Source organism: Ectothiorhodospiraceae bacterium 2226, assembly GCA_013348725.1.
Taxonomy (GTDB): Bacteria; Pseudomonadota; Gammaproteobacteria.
Genome location: CP054689.1, coordinates 970,656 through 988,654 on the forward strand (window position 1 = coordinate 970,656; position 17,999 = coordinate 988,654).

Consider the following 17,999-nt stretch of genomic DNA (forward strand, 5'->3'; position numbering starts at 1 on the left):
CGCCGGTGTCCTATCGCAGGTGGCCGCGATCCAACGCGAAGCCTTTGCCTGCTTCCACGATCCCTGCGAGAAATCCCGGCTAGCTGGTTTGGCCCGCGGCATCGCCGCCGCGGCGCTGGAGTTGGTCGTCGATCCAGCTCAGGTGCCGCTCCTGATCGTGAAAGTTACGCTCCACCGCGGGGCGTACATCCTGCGGCAAATCCATGCTCAGCACCTCCGCGTAACGCCGATGCAACAGCTCCTCGTTGGTCTTCATCGCCTCCAGGGCATGAACGGTGGGCCCTTCGATGCCGAACTCCGAGGGTATGCCGCCGTAGATGTCCCCCTGGAAATCGCGCACCGTCTCCGGCGGCGTCTCGCCCAAATCCCGCACCACCGCCGACAGGCGGTCGGCATTGCGCGCGTGCTCGGCGCGTATCGAGTCGAGTTCGGCGCGCACGCCCTCGTCATCCACGCCTTCGAGCGCCTGCTCGTAACTTTTCACCGCTTCGATGTCCATTTGTACGAGCGTCGTAAGCTGCTGCGTCACCTCGTGACGTTCCATGTCTTCCTCCTGAAGTTCCGCTCAACCCACGCGCGGGGCGGCGCGCTCCCAGGCGCGCTCGCGCAAGGCCTGCTCGATATACGCCAGATGGCGCTCCTCGTCGGCGAGGTTGCGCTGCACCACGGCGCGCACTTCGGCCGGCAAGGGGATCGCGAGCGCATCGTTGTAGCGGTGGTTGGTGAGTGACTCGTTGGTCTTCATCGCCTCTAGCGCGCCCTCGGTGCCGCTGAGGCTGCGCAAGGCGGTGAAACCCTCGATGAAGAACCCTTTGAAATCGCGGCTGAGGGAGGGCGGGCGCTCGCCGAGCCCACGGATGAGGTCGGTCAGCGATTCGATGTGACGCTCATGGTCCGCCCGAAACTCGCTGAGCCGGGCGTGGATATCGGGGTCGCCGACGTGCTCCAGGGCCTGCCCGTAGGCATGAACGGCATCGATGTCGAGTTGTGCCAGGGCCACCAGGCGCTCGGCTACGTCCCTGCGATCCATCGCGTCTTGACTCCCGTACCAGCCGTCTTCCTGAAAACGTCCGACGCGCTCTCTCGGGGCGCGTCGTCTGGAAAGTATAGCCGCGCGCGCTGGCGCGGGCGGCGATCAGAAACGGCTGTTCAGGTAGAAGCCGAAGCTGCCGGCCTCCAGCGTCTCGCCGGTACCGCGGGTGTGGTAGTCGAGACGGAGATAGCGCATCCCCACGCTGCCGTTGTCGGTGATGCGGTAGTCGTACTGCAAGACGTAACCCAGCGCATCGTCGAAACGGGTGTCGCCCTCGGCCAGGAGACCGCCGGTCGCAAGGCGTGGATTGAAGTGGTAGGTGAACCCCCCGCCGAGGCGGTGATCGGAGTGCCGGAAGAAGAACAGGCTATCGATGGGGAAGCGTTCGAGGTAACCGTCGCCATGCACGTTTCGAAGTCGGTAGCCGCCCGTCAGCTGCGACTCGAAGCGCTTGGCGGCATCGAGATCGAGCGCGATGCCGGCCGACAGGTGCAGGCCCGAGCCGGCCCGCAGCGTCAGGCCGTTGCCGTCGCCGTTTTGGAACAACAGGCGCTCGTCGCCCCCGGCGTCGTAACCGAACCCGGCGGTGGGGCGGAGCTCCCAGGCATGGACAGGTGTGATCAGAAACAGCGCGAGGACGACCAACAGGGTTGTTGTTTTCATGACACGGTCCCGTGGCGATTACGCAACACGCCCTCAGTGTACCGCGGGAGCGCGAGGGACAAAAGAGCGACGTGTCACATCACGCGCGCGGGCGCAGTGCCTCGGCGAGGGTCGCGGCGGCATTCCGCACCGGCATCAGGAGGGTGACGGCGGGACGGCGGGACGGCGGGACGGCGGGACGGCGGGACGGCGAAGGGTCGCAGGCATGGCCGCATTGTACAGCCCCCCGCCCGCCTCGCGGGAACTCAACCCGGGGGTGGCCGGCCGCCACCGGCGACCCCGACGCCGCGCCGGTAAACCATCTCGCCCCCCATCCAGCCGGTCACCATCAGGATCAGCACCGTGAGCACCGACAGGCTCAGCCCCCAGGGCAATACCGCCCCCCCGACATCCTGCAGACGCACCAGCCAACTCACGAAGGCCAGCATCAATACCAAGGTGTTCCCCGCCGCGTGGATGTGGCCCGCCCGCGAGTTGCGCGCCCCCGCCAGCGCCATGAAATCGAGGATTCCCGCCGTGGCCGCGGCCGAGCCGGCGACGAAGCCGGCGCCCACCAGCCACAGCGAGGCGCGGGCCCAGAAGAAATCCTGGGTCAGCCAGAAGGCGATGTCGGTCAGCAACGCGGTGCTGAGAAAGGCGATGGGGAACGGGACCAACATCGGATGCAGCGGGTGCCCGCCGATCGCTGCCCTGCTCTCGGTATTGTCTCGGCCGTCCATGGCGCGCTCCTTGTGATTGTTGTGCGTGGCGAGGCCGGCGGGCCTCGTACCGCTACGCCCGCACCCAGCCGTGGGTGGCGTACGACGCGGGCAACGCTACAGGCATGCGCCACGCCCCAAAGGCCGCCGATCACGCGGCGCCCATCGACGAAGGGTCGGGAGCGGGAGCACGCCCGCGGGCTAGGCCCCGCCGGCGAAGCGGGCCGCTATGCGCGAGCCCTGCTAGAAGCCTAGTCGCGCCCGGCGGCAGTGCAAGCGACTGATCCCACTGGCTCAGCCGGCCATGCGCACGGGCGCGTGCGGCGTCTGCTCGCCCGCAGCCCGCTCCTCGACGACGCGCCCACCGCCTACACGCAACAGGGTATCGGCCTCGGCCAGCGTGCTGAGGCGATGCGCGATGGTGAACACCGTACGCCCGCGGGCCAAGCGGCGGATGCTCTCGACGATGGCCTGTTCGGTGGTGCCATCGATGGCGCTGGTCGGCTCGTCGAGAATCAGCAGCGGGGCATCCTTCAGGAAGGCGCGCGCCAAGGCGATGCGCTGACGTTCGCCGCCCGAGAGGCGCGCGCCCCGCTCGCCGACCTGCGTGTCGTAGCCCTGCGGCAGGGCGCGAATGAACGCATCGGCGCCCGCCTGACGCGCGGCCTCCTCCACTTCCGCGCGGGTGGCGCCACGCCGCGCATAGGCGATGTTGTCCGCGATCGAGGCGGCCAGCAGCGTGCAATCCTGGGCCACCACCGCGAACTGACGGCGCAGGTCGTCCAGGCGCCAGTCGCGCAGGTCCACCCCGTCGAGCAGGATGCGGCCGTGGTGCGGGTCCATCAGACGCAGCAGCAGGTTGATGAGCGTGGTCTTGCCCGCGCCGGAGCGCCCCACGACCCCGACGAAACGCCCCGGCGCAACGTCCAAGCTGACGCCGGTCAGCACCGGCGCGTCCGCCTCGTAGGCGAAGCTCACCTCCTCGAAGGTCACGCGGCCCTGCGCCCGGCCGCGCGCCGGGGCGCCCGGCGACTCGGGTACCCCGGCGGGTTCGTCGAGCACCGCAAAGGCCCGCTCGGCGCTCGCAAGGGCCCGCTGCTGGGCCGTGACGTGGCTGCCGAGGGTGCGGATCGGGGCGTACAACTGGGCGATGTAACCCATGATGAGCACCAGGTCGCCGAGCGACATGCTGCCGCCCTCCACGTAGCGCACACCGAGGTAGAGCACCGCCACGGTACCCACCGCCGTGGTCACGCCCATCGCCAGCCCGTACAGGCTCTCGTGACGGATCACCCCGAGCCGGGCGCGCACGCCCTGTCCGGCGCGGCGCATGTAGCGGCTGCGCTCGTGCCGGTCGCGGTTGAACAAGGTCACCACGCGCAGCGCCGACATGGTCTCCTGCACAATGCTCTGCGCCGCGGTCTCGTGCTCCTTCACGTCCCGCCAACGGTCGCGGATTCGCGTCTGACTGAGATGAATGAGGATCAGCAGCGGAACCGAGGTCGCCAGCGCGATCACCGCCAGGGCCGGGGCGATGAGAAAGGTGACGTAGAGAAAGCCGGCCAGCGTTGCCAGGGACACGACCACCGGCAGCGGCCCGTACAACGCGGTCCACTGAATGCCCGGCGCGTCCATGTTGATGCGATAGGCCGTGTCGTGCGCGCCCCCCGCCTCCTGCTTCAACAGCGAGGCGCGTAGGCCGCGGCCGAGCAGCTTGGCGCGAAAGTCCAGCGTCATGCGCTCACCGACGTACTCGCGCAGCAGCCAGTCGCCGATCTGGTGCGCGACGGCGCCGAGGCCCACCGCCAAGGCAATGCCGACCACGACGAAGAACATCGCATCGGGCGAGCTATGCCAGGCCGCCGGCAGCCAGTCCAACCAGGCGGGCAAGGGTTCGGCGCCGAGGACGTTGTCCACCATCAGCTTCAACGGTAACGGCGCGAGCAGCGCCAAGGGAATGCCGATCAGACCCACCAGCAGCACCAGCGCGAGCAGCGGCCAATAGGGCCGCGCCTCGCGCAGGGCCCGGGCGTAGATCGCAAGCGTGTGCTGGGTACGGCTGTTACGGTTGGCCATGGCGTCTCCTTCCGGCACCTTCGACGGCGGCGCCATTAGACCAAAGCCGCCGCTCACGGCGGATGAAGAACCTCCCAATCTTCAAGGATGTAGGAACGCGCCCGGGGCTAGAGGCGCGTGGCCACGCGGCGCCGGCTGACCTAAAGTCTTGAGTGCGAGGCGCAGTGCCTACCAAGGAGGGGAACCCATGAAACAGCCACTGATGGTGTTACTGATTGCCGGCGGTTTTTCGCTCAGCGCCTTGGCGCAGACCGGCATCGCCGAGGGCGAGGGCGAACAAGGGGAAGGGGTCGGGCTGACGATGGAGCAATTCGAAGCGTTCGACCGCACCGGCGACGGCTACATCGAGCGCGAGGATGCCGAGGGCGAGCCTATGCTGTCCGAGCAGTTCAACGACATCGACAAGGACGGCGACGGGCGTATCTCTCAGGCCGAGTTCGCCGCTTTCCTGGCGGAGACGCAGCAGGACCCCGAGGCCGAGCAGTACCTTGAGCAGCAGGCGCCGGGCGAAGGCGCGCCCGAGGGCGGCGAACCAGGTGTGGAATAAGGGGGCGAAGGGTCCGGTCCCCCGTCGCGGGGGACCGGACCGCGGTATGGCAGTACGCGGCAGCTAACGGATACGGGCGCTCAGCCGCACTTCGACTCGCCGCAGTTGAGGCAGGTGAGGCAGTTGTCCATGGTGATCATGGCCTTGGTCTGACACTTGGCACAGAGCTGCGCACCGGGCGGAAAGTCGTTGCCGTCGTCGCAACCGGGGCCGGTCTTCAGGGCGTTTTCGTACTGGGCGCGCTTCTCGGCGATGAGCTTCTGCTGGTGCTCGTCCAGGCCCTCGTCCTTGATCAAGCCGATCATGCGCATGTGGCTCTCGATGGCATCGCCGATCTCGGCCACCAGCGACGGCATGTACTTGCCGCCCTTCTTGAAGTAGCCGCCCTTCGGGTCGAACACCGAGCGCAACTCCTCCACCAGAAAGGTCACATCCCCGCCCTTGCGGAACACCGCCGAGATGATGCGCGTGAGGGCCACGATCCACTGGAAGTGGTCCATGTTCTTCGAGTTGATGAAGATCTCGAAGGGGCGACGCATCTCGTAGGGCGTACCCTCGTTGAGCACGATGTCGTTGATGGTCAGGTACAGCGCGTGCTCGGTGAGCGGCGTCTTGATCTTGTAGGTCGAGCCGAGCAACATCTCGGGGCGCTCGACCTTCTCGTGCATCTGTATGACCTGGGCGGGTGTAGCGACCTCGGCCTTGCCGTCCGCCGCCGACTGGGCAGCCGCCTGAGCAGCGGGCGAGCTCTCCGCCTCTTCCTTCACCACGCCGTAGCCGACGATCTTCTTCTCGATCTTGGTTGTCATTGTTCGGGGTCCTCGTGCGGTGACGCGCTCAGAATTTGCCGTAGTAGCCTTCTTTCAGGGCGTCATAGAGATTCGCGGCGGTATGCACCTCGCCGTCGTATTCGATCTCCTCGTTGCCCTTCACCTCGATCACCTCGCCGTTCTCCAGTTCGAAGCGGTAGGTGGTGGCGGCCAGGTCCTGCTCCTTGACCAGCACGCCCTGGAAGGCCTCGGGATTGAAGCGGAACGTAGTGCAACCCTTCAGCCCCTGTTCGTAGGCATAGAGGTAGATATCCTTGAAGTCCTCGTACGGATAATCGGTCGGCACGTTGGCGGTCTTGGAGATGGACGAGTCCACCCACTTCTGCGCCGCGGCCTGGATATCCACGTGCTGCTTGGGCGAGATGTCGTCCGCGGTAATGAAGTACTCGGGCAGCCGCGCCTCGTCCTCCTCGGCATGCGGCATCGCCTTGGGGTTCACCAACTCGCGGTAGGCGAGCAGTTCGAAGGAGAACACGTCCACCTTCTCCTTGGACTTCTTGCCCTCGCGGATCACGTTGCGCGCGTAATGGTGTGCGAAGCTCGGCTCGATACCGTTGCTGGCGTTGTTGGCGAGCGACAGGGAAATAGTTCCCGTGGGCGCGATGGAGCTGTGGTGGCTGTAGCGCGCGCCGTGCTCGGCCAGCGCCTCCACCAGCTCCGGATCCACCTCCGCCACACGCTGCATGTAGCGGCTGTAACGCGCATGCAGCACCTTGCCGAGCACGATGTCGCCCACCTTATAGCCGTCGCGCGCCATCTCCGGGCGCTTGCGCAGCATGGCGGGGGTGACCTCGAAGGCCTCGTTCATGATCGGCGCGGGTCCCTTCTCCTTGGCGAGGTCGAGCGCCGTGCGCCAACCCGTCACGGCCATCTCGCGCGTCACCTCCTCCGTGAACGCGACCGAATCGGTGTCGCCATAGCGCATGCGCAGCATGGTCAGGGTCGAGCCGAGCCCGAGATAGCCCATGCCGTGGCGGCGCTTGCGGAAGATCTCGTTGCGCTGCCCGTCGAGCGGCAGGCCATTGATCTCCACCACGTTATCCAGCATGCGCGCAAAGATCGCGACGGTTTGGCGGTACTCCTCCCAATCAAAGCGCGCCTTGTCGGTGAACGGGTCGCGCACGAACTTGGTGAGGTTTACCGAGCCGAGCAGGCAGGAGCCGTAGGGCGGCAACGGCTGCTCGCCGCAGGGGTTGGTGGCGCGGATGTTCTCGCAAAACCAGTTGTTGTTCATCTCATTGACCTTGTCGATGAGGATGAAACCCGGTTCGGCATAGTCGTAGGTGGAGGACATGATGACGTCCCACAGCCGGCGCGCGCGGATGGTCTTGTAGATCTTGCAGGCCACCAGTCCGGCGTCGTTGACGATGTAGCCCCGCGTGGTGGGCCACTCACGCCAGACGATCGTCTCCGGGTCGGCGAGATCGATCTGATCCTGCTCGGCCTCCTTGGCGGTCACCGGGAAGGCCTGCACCCAGACGTCGTCGTTCTTCACCGCCTCCATGAATTCGCGCGTCACCAACAGCGAGAGATTGAACTGACGCAGCCGTCCCGCTTCGCGCTTGGCGCGGATGAAGTCGGCCGCGTCCGGATGACCGACGTCGAAGGTGGCCATCTGCGCGCCGCGGCGCCCGCCGGCGGAGGACACCGTGAAGCACATGCGGTCGTAGATATCCATGAAGGACAGCGGCCCCGAGGTGTAGGCGCCCGCCCCCGAGACGTAGGCGCCGCGCGGGCGCAGCGTGGAGAACTCGTAGCCGATACCGCAGCCGGCCTTCAGCGTCAGTCCCGCCTCGTGCACCTTCTCCAAGATATCGTCCATGGAGTCGAGAACGGTCCCCGACACGGTGCAGTTGATGGTGGAGGTGGCCGGCTTGTGCTCCCAGGCACCGGCGTTGGAGGTGATGCGCCCGGCCGGAATGGCACCGCGACGCAGCGCCCACAGGAACTTGTCATACCACTCGGCGCGCAGCGCGGGGGTCTCCTCCACGTCGGCGAGCGCGCGCGCCACGCGCTGCCAGGTGCCGTCCATGTCCTGGTCGAGCACGGTCCCGTCCTTTGCCTTGAGCCGATATTTCTTGTCCCAGATATCGATAGACGCGGGCTGGTACGGGATTTCCGGCGTGGTGGTGGCAATGGCGCGCAAGCGGGTGTTCTTCATCGGTGGCAGACTCCCTGTTTATTTTAGTATTCGGCCTCCATGCCCCCTGGCGGACGCCGCGGCAGCGTCGAAGACGACATCGACCTGCCGGCGATGGAGACACTAGATCTTGGGGTGAAGACTGGACTAGCTTATGGCCGCGATACCCGCCCGTCAATACCTTTCTTTTAGTTGAAAAACAACGCGTTATGTATTTTACACGCGCAATCAGTGACCTAGAAGATGCACATCGAAAGCGCGCCCCGAGCCACTATATATAGTGCCATCAGCCGCCCCCGCCCCCTAGCCGCCGACCTCTTGATAAGCGCCCCGGGCGCCTCCATATCAGCGTTGGAACCGCAGCCCATCGCGCTGCGACGCAACACGAGAGGAGGACGTTATGGACATGGTGCGCTATGAACCCTGGACGCTGTTGAACCGCCTGCACCGCGAGATCGACAGCCTGTTCGATCAGCGGGTGAGCAACGGCGAGAGTACCCACCTCAGCACGGCCGACTGGACCCCGGCGGTGGACATCCGCGACACGGGTGACGCCTTCGTGCTACACGCCGATGTACCGGGCGTCGACCCCAAGGACATCGACATCAGCATGGAGAACGGCGTGCTGACCCTGCGCGGCGAGCGCCGCCACGAGACAGAGGAGGAACGTGCCGGCTACAAGCGCGTCGAGCGGGTACGCGGCAACTTCTACCGCCGCTTCAGCCTGCCGGATAGCGCCGACGCGGAGAAGATCACTGCCAAGTGCGATCAGGGCGTGCTGGAGATCACCATCCCCAAGCAGGAGAAGGTTCAGCCGCGCAAGATCCAGGTACAGTCCTAAGGGGCGGGGCGCGGCGACGAGCCGCGCCCGTTTTCCCGACCCCGCCCTCGCGGTGGGGTCGGGAAAACGCCAGGCGTTCACTCCACCGGCGGAGCAAGACGATGCGGAGCGCAGCGTATGGAATTTAAGGACTACTACCAAGTGCTCGGCGTGCCGCGCGAGGCGACGCAGGAGGATATCAAGCGCGCCTACCGCAAGCTCGCGCGCAAATACCACCCCGACGTGAGCAAGGAAGCGAATGCCGAGGCGCGCTTCAAGGAACTCGGCGAGGCCTACGAGGTGCTGCGCGATCCCGAGAAGCGCGCCGCCTACGATCGCCTCGGCGCGAACTGGCGGGCGGGCGAAGATTTTCGCCCGCCGCCCGATTGGGACGCCGGCTTCGAGTTCCGCGGCGGTTTCGGCGGCGGCCCCGGCGGCGAGTTCAGCGATTTCTTCGACACCCTGTTCGGCGCGGGCAGTCCGTTCGGGGCGCGCCCGGGCGGGGCGCGGCGCGGCGGCTTCGCCATGCGCGGCGAGGATCACCACGCCAAGATCCGCGTGAGCCTGGCGGACGCCTACCGCGGCGCGGAGCGCACCGTCAGCCTGCAGGCCCCGGCGGTCGACGGCCTGGGGCGCGTCAAGACCAACACCCGCCAACTGCGCGTGAAGATTCCCGCGGGGGTGAGCGAGGGCGGGCGCATCCGTCTCGCCGGCCAGGGGCATCCCGGGGTGGGCGACGCCCCGGCGGGCGACCTCTACCTGGAGATCGCGTTCGAGCCCCACCCTTTGTTCCGGGCGGAGGGTCGGGACATCCACCTCACCCTGCCGGTGACGCCGTGGGAAGCGGCGCTCGGCGCGAAGGTGCCGGTACCGACACTGGGCGGAACCGTGGACATGAACGTCCCGGCCGGCGCGCAGTCGGGACAGAAGCTGCGCCTGCGCGGACGCGGCCTGCCGGGCAAACCACCCGGGGACCAGTACGTGACCCTGCAGATCGCCATCCCCCAAGCCGACACCGCCGAACAGCGCCGCTTCTATGAAGAGATGGCGCGCACCATGCCGTTCGATCCACGCCGCCACATGGCGTCCTGAGGCGGGCGCTGCGCCGACGGATGCCGCTCGAACCTCAGAACACGGTAGGAGGTGACCCATGGAGAGGCTCAACACATTGCGACGTGAACTCGGCCACGCCTGGCAGAGCGTGGCCGATGGCTGGAACCATTTGCGGGAACGCGCCGGCACCGCCCTCACGCGGTTTCAGCCGCGCGCGCAACGCGGCGAGGTGCAGACCCGCGCCGAGCAGGCCGTCGCGGACGCGGCGCGCTGGGGACTGCTGACCGCCGAGGTGCGCGACGAGGACGACCGGGTGCGGGTGCGCATGGAAATCCCCGGCATGGATAAGGATGACTTCGACATCTCGGTGCAGGGCGACCGGCTCGTCGTGCGGGGCGAGAAACGGGCGCGACGGGAACAACAGAGTGGACGCTACTATCTGATGGAGTGCGCGTACGGCAGCTTCGAGCGCGTCGTGCCCCTACCCGCCGCGGTACTCGAGGAAGGGGCCCGCGCGCGCTATCAGCGCGGCGTGCTCGAGGTCACGCTCGCCAAGAACCCGTTGGCGCGACGGCGAAACATCACCATCACCACAGGAAACGGCAAATGACAACAATCTTGCGCGTCTGGTTCGTCGCCGCGGTATTCGCGGCGAGCTCGGCAGTCCACGCCGCCCTGCCCGCGGCCGACAGCCAGGGGCAGCCGCTGCCGACGCTGGCCCCGCTGCTGGAGGAGATCACCCCCGCGGTGGTGAACATCTCCACCCGGGGGCGGGTGCAGGTGCAACAGAGCCCGTTGTTCAACGACCCCTTCTTTCGCCACTTCTTCGGCGATCCGCCGCGCCAACCGCGCGAGCGTACCGTCACCAGCCTGGGCTCGGGCGTGATCGTGGACGCGGAGAACGGCTACGTGCTGACCAACGCGCACGTGGTACAGCGCGCCGACGAGATCAACATCAACCTGCGCGACGGGCGCAACCTCTCGGCGCAGATCGTCGGCACCGACCCCGAGTCCGATGTCGCGGTGCTCAAGGTCGAACCGCGCGAACTCACGCAGCTGCCGATGGGCGACTCGGACGCGCTGCGCGTGGGTGACTTCGTGATCGCGATCGGTAACCCGTTCGGGCTCGGCCAGACCGTCACCTCCGGCATCGTCAGCGCCCTCAGCCGCAGCGGACTGGGGGCGGACCAGTTCGAGGACTTCATCCAGACCGACGCGTCCATCAACCCCGGCAACTCGGGCGGCGCGCTGGTCAACCTGCGCGGGGAGGTGATCGGCATCAACACCGCCATTCTCGCGCCCGCCGGCGGCAACATCGGCATCGGCTTTGCGATCCCCATCAACATGGCGCGCGACATCATGGAGCAGCTGGTCGAGCACGGCGAGGTGCGGCGCGGGCGCCTCGGGGTGCAGGCGCAGGATCTGACCCCCGAGTTGGCGCAGGCCTTCGACCTGCAACAGCGTCAGGGCGCGGTGATCGCGAACGTCATGCCCGACTCCCCCGCCGCGCAGGCGGGCTTGCAGCCGGGCGACGTGGTGCTACAGGTCAACGGTCAGGCAATCCGCGACGCCACCCACTTGCGCAACGTGGTGGGCCTGTTGCGCGTCGGCCAGGAGATCGAGCTGCGCATTCTGCGCAACGGCCAGCCGCGCACGCTCAAGACCGTGATCGCGGAGCGCCAGACCGCGCAGGCCGACGGGGCGCGCCTGCACGCCCGGTTGCGGGGCGCGACCTTCGCCAATCTCAGCGCCGAGGAACACCGCGGCGCGGCGGTGAACGGCGGCGTGCGGGTGGCGGCCCTCGAGGCCGGCAGCCCCGCGCACCGCAACGGCCTGCGCGAGGGCGACATCATCGTCTCGGTAAACCGCCAGCCGGTGCGCGACGTGCAGGCGCTGCGGGATTTGGCGGCCGACGCGCCCCAGCTGCTACTCAATATCCGCCGCGGGGGCGGCGCCCTGTTCTTGTTGATCCGCTGAGGCTTCGCGGGGCGCCGCCGCCCCGCGCCGTCCTTATGCCCGCATCAGCAATACTTGACTAAATCGCTCAGGAATGTATATTAGTAACCACTAATTCGCTAAATCCACCGATGCATGGAGGTGCGACATGAGTGGACTGATTCCGAACTTCCCGATGGACGGCGTGGTTACCGTCAACCGTGTGATCCTGAAGCCCGAGTACACCGTGGACGACCTGCAGGAACGCGTCGCGGTGCTGTGCGAGAACGTGAAGACCTACCACTCCGACACCGGCTTCGTGGGCGGCTTCGTGGCGCTGAACAGCGGCGCGGTCTCGAATGAGGGCTCCACGGTGGGTCAGGCGGTCGAGAGTCCGCTGAAGGGCAAGGAGGCGCTCATCGTCACCTTCTGGCGCAGCTTCGAGGAGCACGAGGCCTCGCACCGCAGTGACAGTTTCCAGCCGTTGTTCCGTCAGGTGCTGGAGCTGTGCGAGAACGGCAACGAGGAGATCGCCTACGAGATGCTGTGGTCGGGCGCGGCCTACGACCCGGAGACCGCCAAGCAGGCGCGCGAAGCGAAGCACCGGGCGGCCTGAGGAACCGAGGGGCGTCACGCCCCTCTAATATGGTACTTCTCGAGAAATCCTGAAGGACTACCTTCAACCCGCACCGCCCGGTGCGGGTTTTTTTTTGGTATAAGACCCGTCCGTCCCGAGACAGGCGCGCCCCCGTGTACAACGTCATCTGCATGAAGTGGGGGGACAAGTACCCCGCCCGCTACGTCAACATCTTACACGCCATGGTGCGCCGCCACCTGCGGCTGCCGCACCGCTTCGTGTGCTTCACCGACGATGCCGAGGGACTCGACCCCGGCATCGAGCACCGGCCGCTGCCCCCGGTGCGCCTGCCCGGCGGCCCCGAACGCGGCTGGCGTAAGCTCGGCGTGTTCGCCAAGCGTCTGGCCGACCTCGAGGGTACGGCCCTGTTTCTCGATCTCGACGTCGTGCTGCTCGACAGCATGGACGCGCTGTTCGAGTTGGCCCCCGGGGAGTTCCACATCATTCGCGACTGGCAGCATCGCGGACGCATCACCGGCAACTCCTCGGTGTTCCGCTTCGAGGTGGGGGCGCACGCCGACGTATTGGCCGCGTTCGAGCACGACGCGGCCGGCGTGCGGCGGCGCTTTCGCAATGAGCAAGCCTTTCTCTCCCAGGCCCTGCACGAGCGCGGCCGACTCCGCTACTGGCCGGACGAGTGGTGCCGCAGCTTCAAACGCCACTGCGTACCGCAGGGACCGCTCGCCTGGGTACGCGCGCCGCGACCGCCCGCGGAGGCCAAGATTATCGTATTCCACGGCCGTCCCAACCCGCCGGAGGCCGCCCGGGGTCAGAGCGGCAAGCCGCTGCGCTTCTGGCGTGCCGCCCCCTGGATCGAGACCCACTGGCGCTTGGACGAAGCCTGAGGATTGCCACGTGACGCGTCGCCGGCGAACAGTGCCGGCCTCGCCCGACTCAGAGGCCGAACTGGGCGCGAGGGAAGGTCCAGCGCTCCTCGCCGGCGCCATTGGCACGCGTGCAGTTGACCTCGAGCGGCGAGAGGTAGAGATACCAGGTCTGCTGTTCCAGCGGCCGGCCGCTGGTGAACACCCCGGGCTGCAACAGGGCCAGGTTGGCGCCCCGCTCGGCATCACGTACCGATTCATAGCGGATCACCTCCACCTCGGCGGCGCGCGCCGCCTCGGCCAGCGCCTGCGTCGCGCCGTAGTCCTGTGGGTCGGTCCATAGCGCACGGTCGCGCTCCAGCGGCGGCTGGGTCAGGTCCAGGGCACGCGCGGTGCGAAACGCCGCGCGGAAGGCGGTCAGCCGTTCCTCGTTGCGCGGCAGCGGGGTGGCCGGCGAAGCGGCGAAGAAGCGCAGCCGGTAGTAGGCGAGTTCCGCCAGGGCGGTGCGCAGCCGTTCGGCCCCGTAGAACACGCCGCCGGCGTCGCCGGCACGGCGAAACCGCGAGCCATGCGGCCTCGGGGGATAGTAGCGAAACGGACTTTTCAGCAGGTAATGCAGCGGCGCGGCGGCGGCCGGGTAGCGCGGCTTGCTCTCTTCCAGGATCGACTCGAGCACGTCCTGCTCGGCCTGGGTATCCACGATCTTGCGCGTGGAGGCGCTGTACTGGTGCTCGACCGCCCGCCAAGCGTCGCCGCCCAGCGGCCGGGTCTCAGACGCGAGCGCGGTGGGCGTCCACATAGTCCACCGCTCGTACCAGCCCGGGAATGGCGGTCACCAGCTCGGCGGGCACCGCGTCCAGGTCACGGTTGGGATTTTTCATCCAGGCCCGCAGCGCGACTTCGTCGCCGGCCACGATGGCGTCCAGCCCGCGGTACAGGCGCACCAGCAACGCGGCCAGTTCCCACTCCTTGGCGTCGGGATTCAAGCGGTAGGCGCCGGACTGCATGCGGGAGATCGATGCCGGACTGAGGCCCAGAACGCGCGCAAGCTGCGCCTGCGCGAGTCCGAGGGCGCGCGCCGCGCCGAGCACCGCCTTGCTCAACACCGCCGCCCGTTCCGGATCGGCATGGACGAGTTGGTAGCGTGGCATTGTCGCACCTCCCGAAACGAACCTTTCGGGAGCAATTATAACGCTTATAAGTTTCTACAGCAACGCATCAGGCGTCGCCCGCGCTCGGCAGGTGACGACCCTGCGCAAAATCGAGCATGCGCTGCACCGAGCGCACCGCACGCCGGCGCACATCCTCGTCGACGAAGATCTCGTTATCGCCCCGCTCGAGCACCTGCAGCAGGTTGTACAGATTGTTCAAGGCCATCCAGGGGCAGTGCGCGCAACTGCGGCACGTGGCCGAGTGGCCGCCGGTGGGGGCTTCGAGGAGGGTCTTCTCCGGGGCGACCTGGTGCATCTTGTAGAAGATGCCGTTGTCGGTGGCGACGATGAAGGTGGGCGCGTCAAGTTCCCGCACGGCCTTGATGAGCTGCGTGGTCGAACCGACCACGTCGGCCATCGCCACCACCGCCTCGGGCGACTCGGGATGGACCAGGACCTTGGCCTCGGGATGCTCTTCCTTCAGGCGCTGCAATTCGCCGGCGCGAAACTCTTCGTGCACCACGCAGGCGCCCTGCCACAGGAGCATGTCGGCGCCGGTCTCCCGCTGCACGTAGGCCCCGAGGTGCTTGTCCGGTGCCCAGAGGATTTTCTCCCCGCGCTCGTGCAGGTATTTCACCACCTTGAGTGCGATGCTGGAGGTCACCACCCAGTCCGCCCGGGCCTTCACCTCGGCGCTGGTGTTGGCGTAAACCACCACCGTGCGGTCGGGGTGGGCATCGCAGAAGGCGTTGAACGCCTCGGCCGGGCAGCCCAGGTCGAGCGAGCAGGTCGCCTCCAGCTCCGGCATCAGCACCCGCTTCTCGGGATTGAGGATCTTGGCTGTCTCGCCCATGAAGCGTACCCCCGCCACCACCAGCGTGCCGGCCGGGTGATCGTGGCCGAACTGCGCCATGTCGAGCGAATCCGAGACGTGGCCGCCGGTCTCGTCGGCCAGGCGCTGCAGCTCGGGGTCGGTGTAGTAGTGTGCGACCAGTACGGCATCCTTCTCGCGCAACAGGCGCTTGATGCGCTCGCGCAACAGCTCACGCTCGCCCTCGTCCAACTCGGCCCCGGCCCGGGCCCGCTCCAGGGCGCGCGCATAGGTGTCCTCGTAACGGGCGGGTAGCGGTACCGCGATGTCACTCATAGCGTCATCCGTTGTGGCTGGGCATGCACCCAAACGAGTATTGTTGGGCTTCAAAAACCCGATATCAAGCGCGCCCCCGTGCCAAGGACGACCGCCGGGCGCTCGACCATAGGAGACAACATGCCCGTCATCCGGTTCCTTGGCGCGGCCCGTGAGGTGACGGGCTCGGCCTTCCTGGTCGAGGCCGGAGGCCGGCGCGTGCTGGTCGACTGCGGTCTGATCCAGGCCTCGCGGCGCGAGGAGCAGCGCAATGCCGAGCCCTTCCCTTTCGACCCTGCGCGGTTGGACGCAGTGGTGCTCACGCACGCGCACATCGACCACTCCGGGCGCCTGCCCCTGCTGGTCAAATCGGGGTTTCGCGGGCGCATCTACACCCAGCGCGCCACACGCGACCTGTGCCGCGTGATGCTTCGCGACGCCGCCTACCTGCAGGAGAAGGACGCGGACTGGACCAACCGCAAGCGCGAGCGCAAGGGCCTGCCGCCTGTCGAAGCGCTGTATGGCATCCAGGAAGCCGAAGCGGCGCTGAAGGCCTTCCGCGCGCTCGACTACGACACCCGCACGCCCATCGCCGAGGGTTTCACCCTGCGCCTGCGCGACGCGGGGCACATCCTCGGCTCGGCGATCGCCGAACTGTGGATCGACGCCGAGGGCGTGCAGCGCAAACTGGTGTTCAGCGGCGATCTGGGTCACGCCGGTTCGCCGCTGCTGCGCAATCCCACGCCGATTCCCGACGCCGACCTGGTGATCATGGAAAGCACGTACGGCGACCGCGCGCACCGCTCCTGGGACGCGACCTGGCAGGAACTCGGCGAGATCATGGCCATCGCCCGTGAGCGGGCGGGCAACATCCTCATCCCCGCCTTCGCGGTGGGGCGCACGCAGGAACTCTTGTACGTGCTCTCGCAGCATTATCGCGCCTGGGGACTGGAGAACTGGCAGGTGTTCCTCGACAGCCCCATGGCGATCCAGGCAACCGAGATCTACCAGCAGCACAGCGACCTGTTCGACGCCGCCACCGCCGCGCGGCTCGCCCGCGGCGACAACCCCTTCAGCCTGCCGAACCTGCGCCTCACGCCGCGCGCGGAAGACTCCATGACCATCAACCGCATTCGCTCCGGGGCGCTCATCATCGCCGGCAGCGGCATGTGCACGGGCGGGCGCATCCTGCAGCACTTCAAGCACAACCTGTGGCGCCGCGACACCCACCTGGTCATCGTCGGCTTCCAGGCGGCCGGCACCCTGGGGCGCGCACTGGTCGACGGGGCCAGTCACGTGCGCCTCTGGGGCGAGACCATCCGCGTGGGTGCGACCGTGCATACCGTCGGCGGCCTGTCGGCGCATGCCGATCGTGCCGGCCTGCTGCGCTGGTACGAGCAGTTCCAGGGCCGCCCGCCCGTGGCGTTGGTGCACGGCGAGCCCGGCGCCATGGACGCGCTGGCCGCCGCCCTGCGCACCCGCGGGGCGCCCACCCTCACACCCGACCCAGGCATGTGCGTCGACCTGGCCCCGCCGCTGGATTTTCCGCTCGCTGCCGAACCGGCATCCGCGTGAAACCAGCACCGCGTCGCCGGTGCGGCGCAGGACGCTGAACGCTGGGCGTCGAGGGCGCGCGACACCCCCTGCTGGCACTGCGTCCATCTGATTCCGGGCGGCGCCCATACGCCGAGGCGAATCTGCCGCTCCACGTCCTGGTACAGCTGCCGCTCTACCAGGGCGCGGAAGGCGTCCATCAATTGGGCGGCCCGCCGGGCGCGGCCGTCACCGGTTTCCTTTCCCCTCCCGCGCGCGGAGCAGAAACACCTTCTCCCAGAAACTGTCCAGCCCGCGTTCGGCAAAGCGCGGGTTGCCTGCCAGCGCATCCTCGGCATGCAGGCACTCGACGTCCCAGTGCGGCGTGTACAGGGCCCGCGCCTCGGCCTCGGGAACCGAAAACGGCGGACCCTGCATCTGCGTCTGCGCATACTCCACGCTGATCAGCAGGCCGCGGTGGCGCGGCGGCATGAGGCTGTGCAGGTGTGCCACATAGGCAACACGCCGCCCCTGTGGCAGCGCGATCAGCGCGGCGCGATCATAAAAGGCGTGACAGGCGGCCAGCTGATCGGGTTCGAGCCGGAAGTAGTCACCGCGATACAGCGTATAGGGACCGGCGCGCCAGGCCTCCAGATCGGCCTCGCGCACGCGCCGCGGCTCGAGTTTCTGGGTCGCGAAAAACGCATGCAGCGCCGCTTCGCTCCACTCCACCCCAATGACCGCCAGGCCCTGCTGCGCCAACCACACCATGTCGAGCGTCTTGCCGCACAAGGGGACGAATACGGCGCTGCCGCGCGGCAGTTCCAGGTGCTCGGCAAAGCGCTGCAGGTGGGGATTGGGGCGGTCGAGATGAAAGCCGATCTGACCGCTCTCCCAACGTTCAAGCCAAAACTGCTCGTCCATCCGATCCGC

19 protein-coding genes are annotated in these 17,999 nt (G+C 67.5%); 8 read left to right on the forward strand and 11 right to left on the reverse strand.

All coding sequences use genetic code 11. The features are described from left to right. Positions 1–79: 79 nt before the first annotated feature. The 5 genes from HUS23_04605 to HUS23_04625 form a co-directional block, all read right to left on the reverse strand. Positions 80–544: a ferritin-like domain-containing protein gene (locus tag HUS23_04605; GenBank protein ID QKT03135.1), complete on the reverse strand. Its 465-nt coding sequence runs from the start codon at positions 542–544 to the stop codon at positions 80–82. A gap of 21 nt (positions 545–565) precedes the next feature. After that, the gene (locus tag HUS23_04610; protein QKT03136.1) at positions 566–1,030 is read right to left on the reverse strand and encodes a ferritin-like domain-containing protein; all 465 of its coding nucleotides are present in this window, start codon (positions 1,028–1,030) and stop codon (positions 566–568) included. Positions 1,031–1,135: 105 nt separating this feature from the next. Further along, positions 1,136–1,696 (reverse strand): hypothetical protein, encoded by a 561-nt coding sequence (locus tag HUS23_04615; protein QKT03137.1) that lies wholly within the window; start codon positions 1,694–1,696, stop codon positions 1,136–1,138. A gap of 245 nt (positions 1,697–1,941) precedes the next feature. Then, positions 1,942–2,355: a DUF2231 domain-containing protein gene (locus HUS23_04620; protein QKT04973.1), complete on the reverse strand. Its 414-nt coding sequence runs from the start codon at positions 2,353–2,355 to the stop codon at positions 1,942–1,944. A gap of 333 nt (positions 2,356–2,688) precedes the next feature. Next, positions 2,689–4,470, reverse strand: a complete 1,782-nt coding sequence (locus HUS23_04625) for an ABC transporter ATP-binding protein (protein QKT03138.1) — start codon at positions 4,468–4,470, stop codon at positions 2,689–2,691. Between the two features lie 187 nt (positions 4,471–4,657). Here HUS23_04625 and HUS23_04630 point away from each other — a divergent pair, with 187 nt between their 5' ends. Beyond that, positions 4,658–5,017, forward strand: a complete 360-nt coding sequence (locus HUS23_04630; GenBank protein QKT03139.1) for an EF-hand domain-containing protein — start codon at positions 4,658–4,660, stop codon at positions 5,015–5,017. An 80-nt stretch (positions 5,018–5,097) separates the two neighbouring features. Here the strand turns inward: HUS23_04630 and HUS23_04635 are convergent, their stop codons facing one another. Both HUS23_04635 and HUS23_04640 read right to left on the reverse strand, forming a co-directional pair. Beyond that, positions 5,098–5,826, reverse strand: coding sequence for an NrdJb (locus HUS23_04635; GenBank protein ID QKT03140.1), 729 nt, complete (start codon positions 5,824–5,826; stop codon positions 5,098–5,100). A 28-nt stretch (positions 5,827–5,854) separates the two neighbouring features. Continuing rightward, a complete protein-coding gene (locus HUS23_04640) occupies positions 5,855–8,008 on the reverse strand; it encodes an adenosylcobalamin-dependent ribonucleoside-diphosphate reductase (protein ID QKT03141.1) in 2,154 nt (717 codons plus the stop codon). A 379-nt stretch (positions 8,009–8,387) separates the two neighbouring features. Here HUS23_04640 and HUS23_04645 point away from each other — a divergent pair, with 379 nt between their 5' ends. From HUS23_04645 to HUS23_04670, 6 genes are all read left to right on the forward strand, one after another. Further along, a complete protein-coding gene (locus tag HUS23_04645; protein QKT03142.1) occupies positions 8,388–8,828 on the forward strand; it encodes an Hsp20/alpha crystallin family protein in 441 nt (146 codons plus the stop codon). Between the two features lie 117 nt (positions 8,829–8,945). After that, positions 8,946–9,899 carry a DnaJ domain-containing protein gene (locus HUS23_04650; protein QKT03143.1) on the forward strand — a complete coding sequence of 318 codons (954 nt, stop codon included), beginning with the start codon at positions 8,946–8,948 and terminating at the stop codon, positions 9,897–9,899. A gap of 58 nt (positions 9,900–9,957) precedes the next feature. Further along, complete coding sequence (locus tag HUS23_04655; protein ID QKT03144.1) at positions 9,958–10,470, forward strand: Hsp20/alpha crystallin family protein; 513 nt, start codon at positions 9,958–9,960, stop codon at positions 10,468–10,470. Next, entirely contained in the window at positions 10,467–11,837 is a 1,371-nt protein-coding gene (locus HUS23_04660) for a DegQ family serine endoprotease (GenBank protein QKT03145.1), read from the forward strand. The genes HUS23_04655 and HUS23_04660 overlap by 4 nt, the downstream gene beginning before the upstream one ends. 127 nt (positions 11,838–11,964) lie before the next feature. Next, positions 11,965–12,411, forward strand: coding sequence for a ligand-binding protein SH3 (locus HUS23_04665; GenBank protein ID QKT03146.1), 447 nt, complete (start codon positions 11,965–11,967; stop codon positions 12,409–12,411). Positions 12,412–12,563: 152 nt separating this feature from the next. Beyond that, a complete protein-coding gene (locus HUS23_04670; protein ID QKT04974.1) occupies positions 12,564–13,277 on the forward strand; it encodes a glycosyltransferase in 714 nt (237 codons plus the stop codon). A gap of 49 nt (positions 13,278–13,326) precedes the next feature. Here the strand turns inward: HUS23_04670 and HUS23_04675 are convergent, their stop codons facing one another. The 3 genes from HUS23_04675 to nadA all read right to left on the reverse strand — a co-directional run bounded on the left by HUS23_04675 (position 13,327) and on the right by nadA (position 15,554). Then, positions 13,327–14,055 (reverse strand): RES family NAD+ phosphorylase, encoded by a 729-nt coding sequence (locus tag HUS23_04675; GenBank protein ID QKT03147.1) that lies wholly within the window; start codon positions 14,053–14,055, stop codon positions 13,327–13,329. Next, positions 14,027–14,407 carry an XRE family transcriptional regulator gene (locus HUS23_04680; protein ID QKT03148.1) on the reverse strand — a complete coding sequence of 127 codons (381 nt, stop codon included), beginning with the start codon at positions 14,405–14,407 and terminating at the stop codon, positions 14,027–14,029. Before HUS23_04680 ends, HUS23_04675 begins: the two co-directional genes overlap by 29 nt. A gap of 67 nt (positions 14,408–14,474) precedes the next feature. Next, entirely contained in the window at positions 14,475–15,554 is a 1,080-nt protein-coding gene (gene nadA, locus HUS23_04685; GenBank protein ID QKT03149.1) for a quinolinate synthase NadA, read from the reverse strand. 120 nt (positions 15,555–15,674) lie between these two features. Between nadA and HUS23_04690 the strand changes: the two genes are divergently transcribed. After that, positions 15,675–17,108 carry an MBL fold metallo-hydrolase gene (locus tag HUS23_04690; protein ID QKT03150.1) on the forward strand — a complete coding sequence of 478 codons (1,434 nt, stop codon included), beginning with the start codon at positions 15,675–15,677 and terminating at the stop codon, positions 17,106–17,108. A 207-nt stretch (positions 17,109–17,315) separates the two neighbouring features. Here the strand turns inward: HUS23_04690 and HUS23_04695 are convergent, their stop codons facing one another. Further along, positions 17,316–17,990 (reverse strand): thiopurine S-methyltransferase, encoded by a 675-nt coding sequence (locus HUS23_04695; protein QKT03151.1) that lies wholly within the window; start codon positions 17,988–17,990, stop codon positions 17,316–17,318. Positions 17,991–17,999 lie beyond the last annotated feature (9 nt).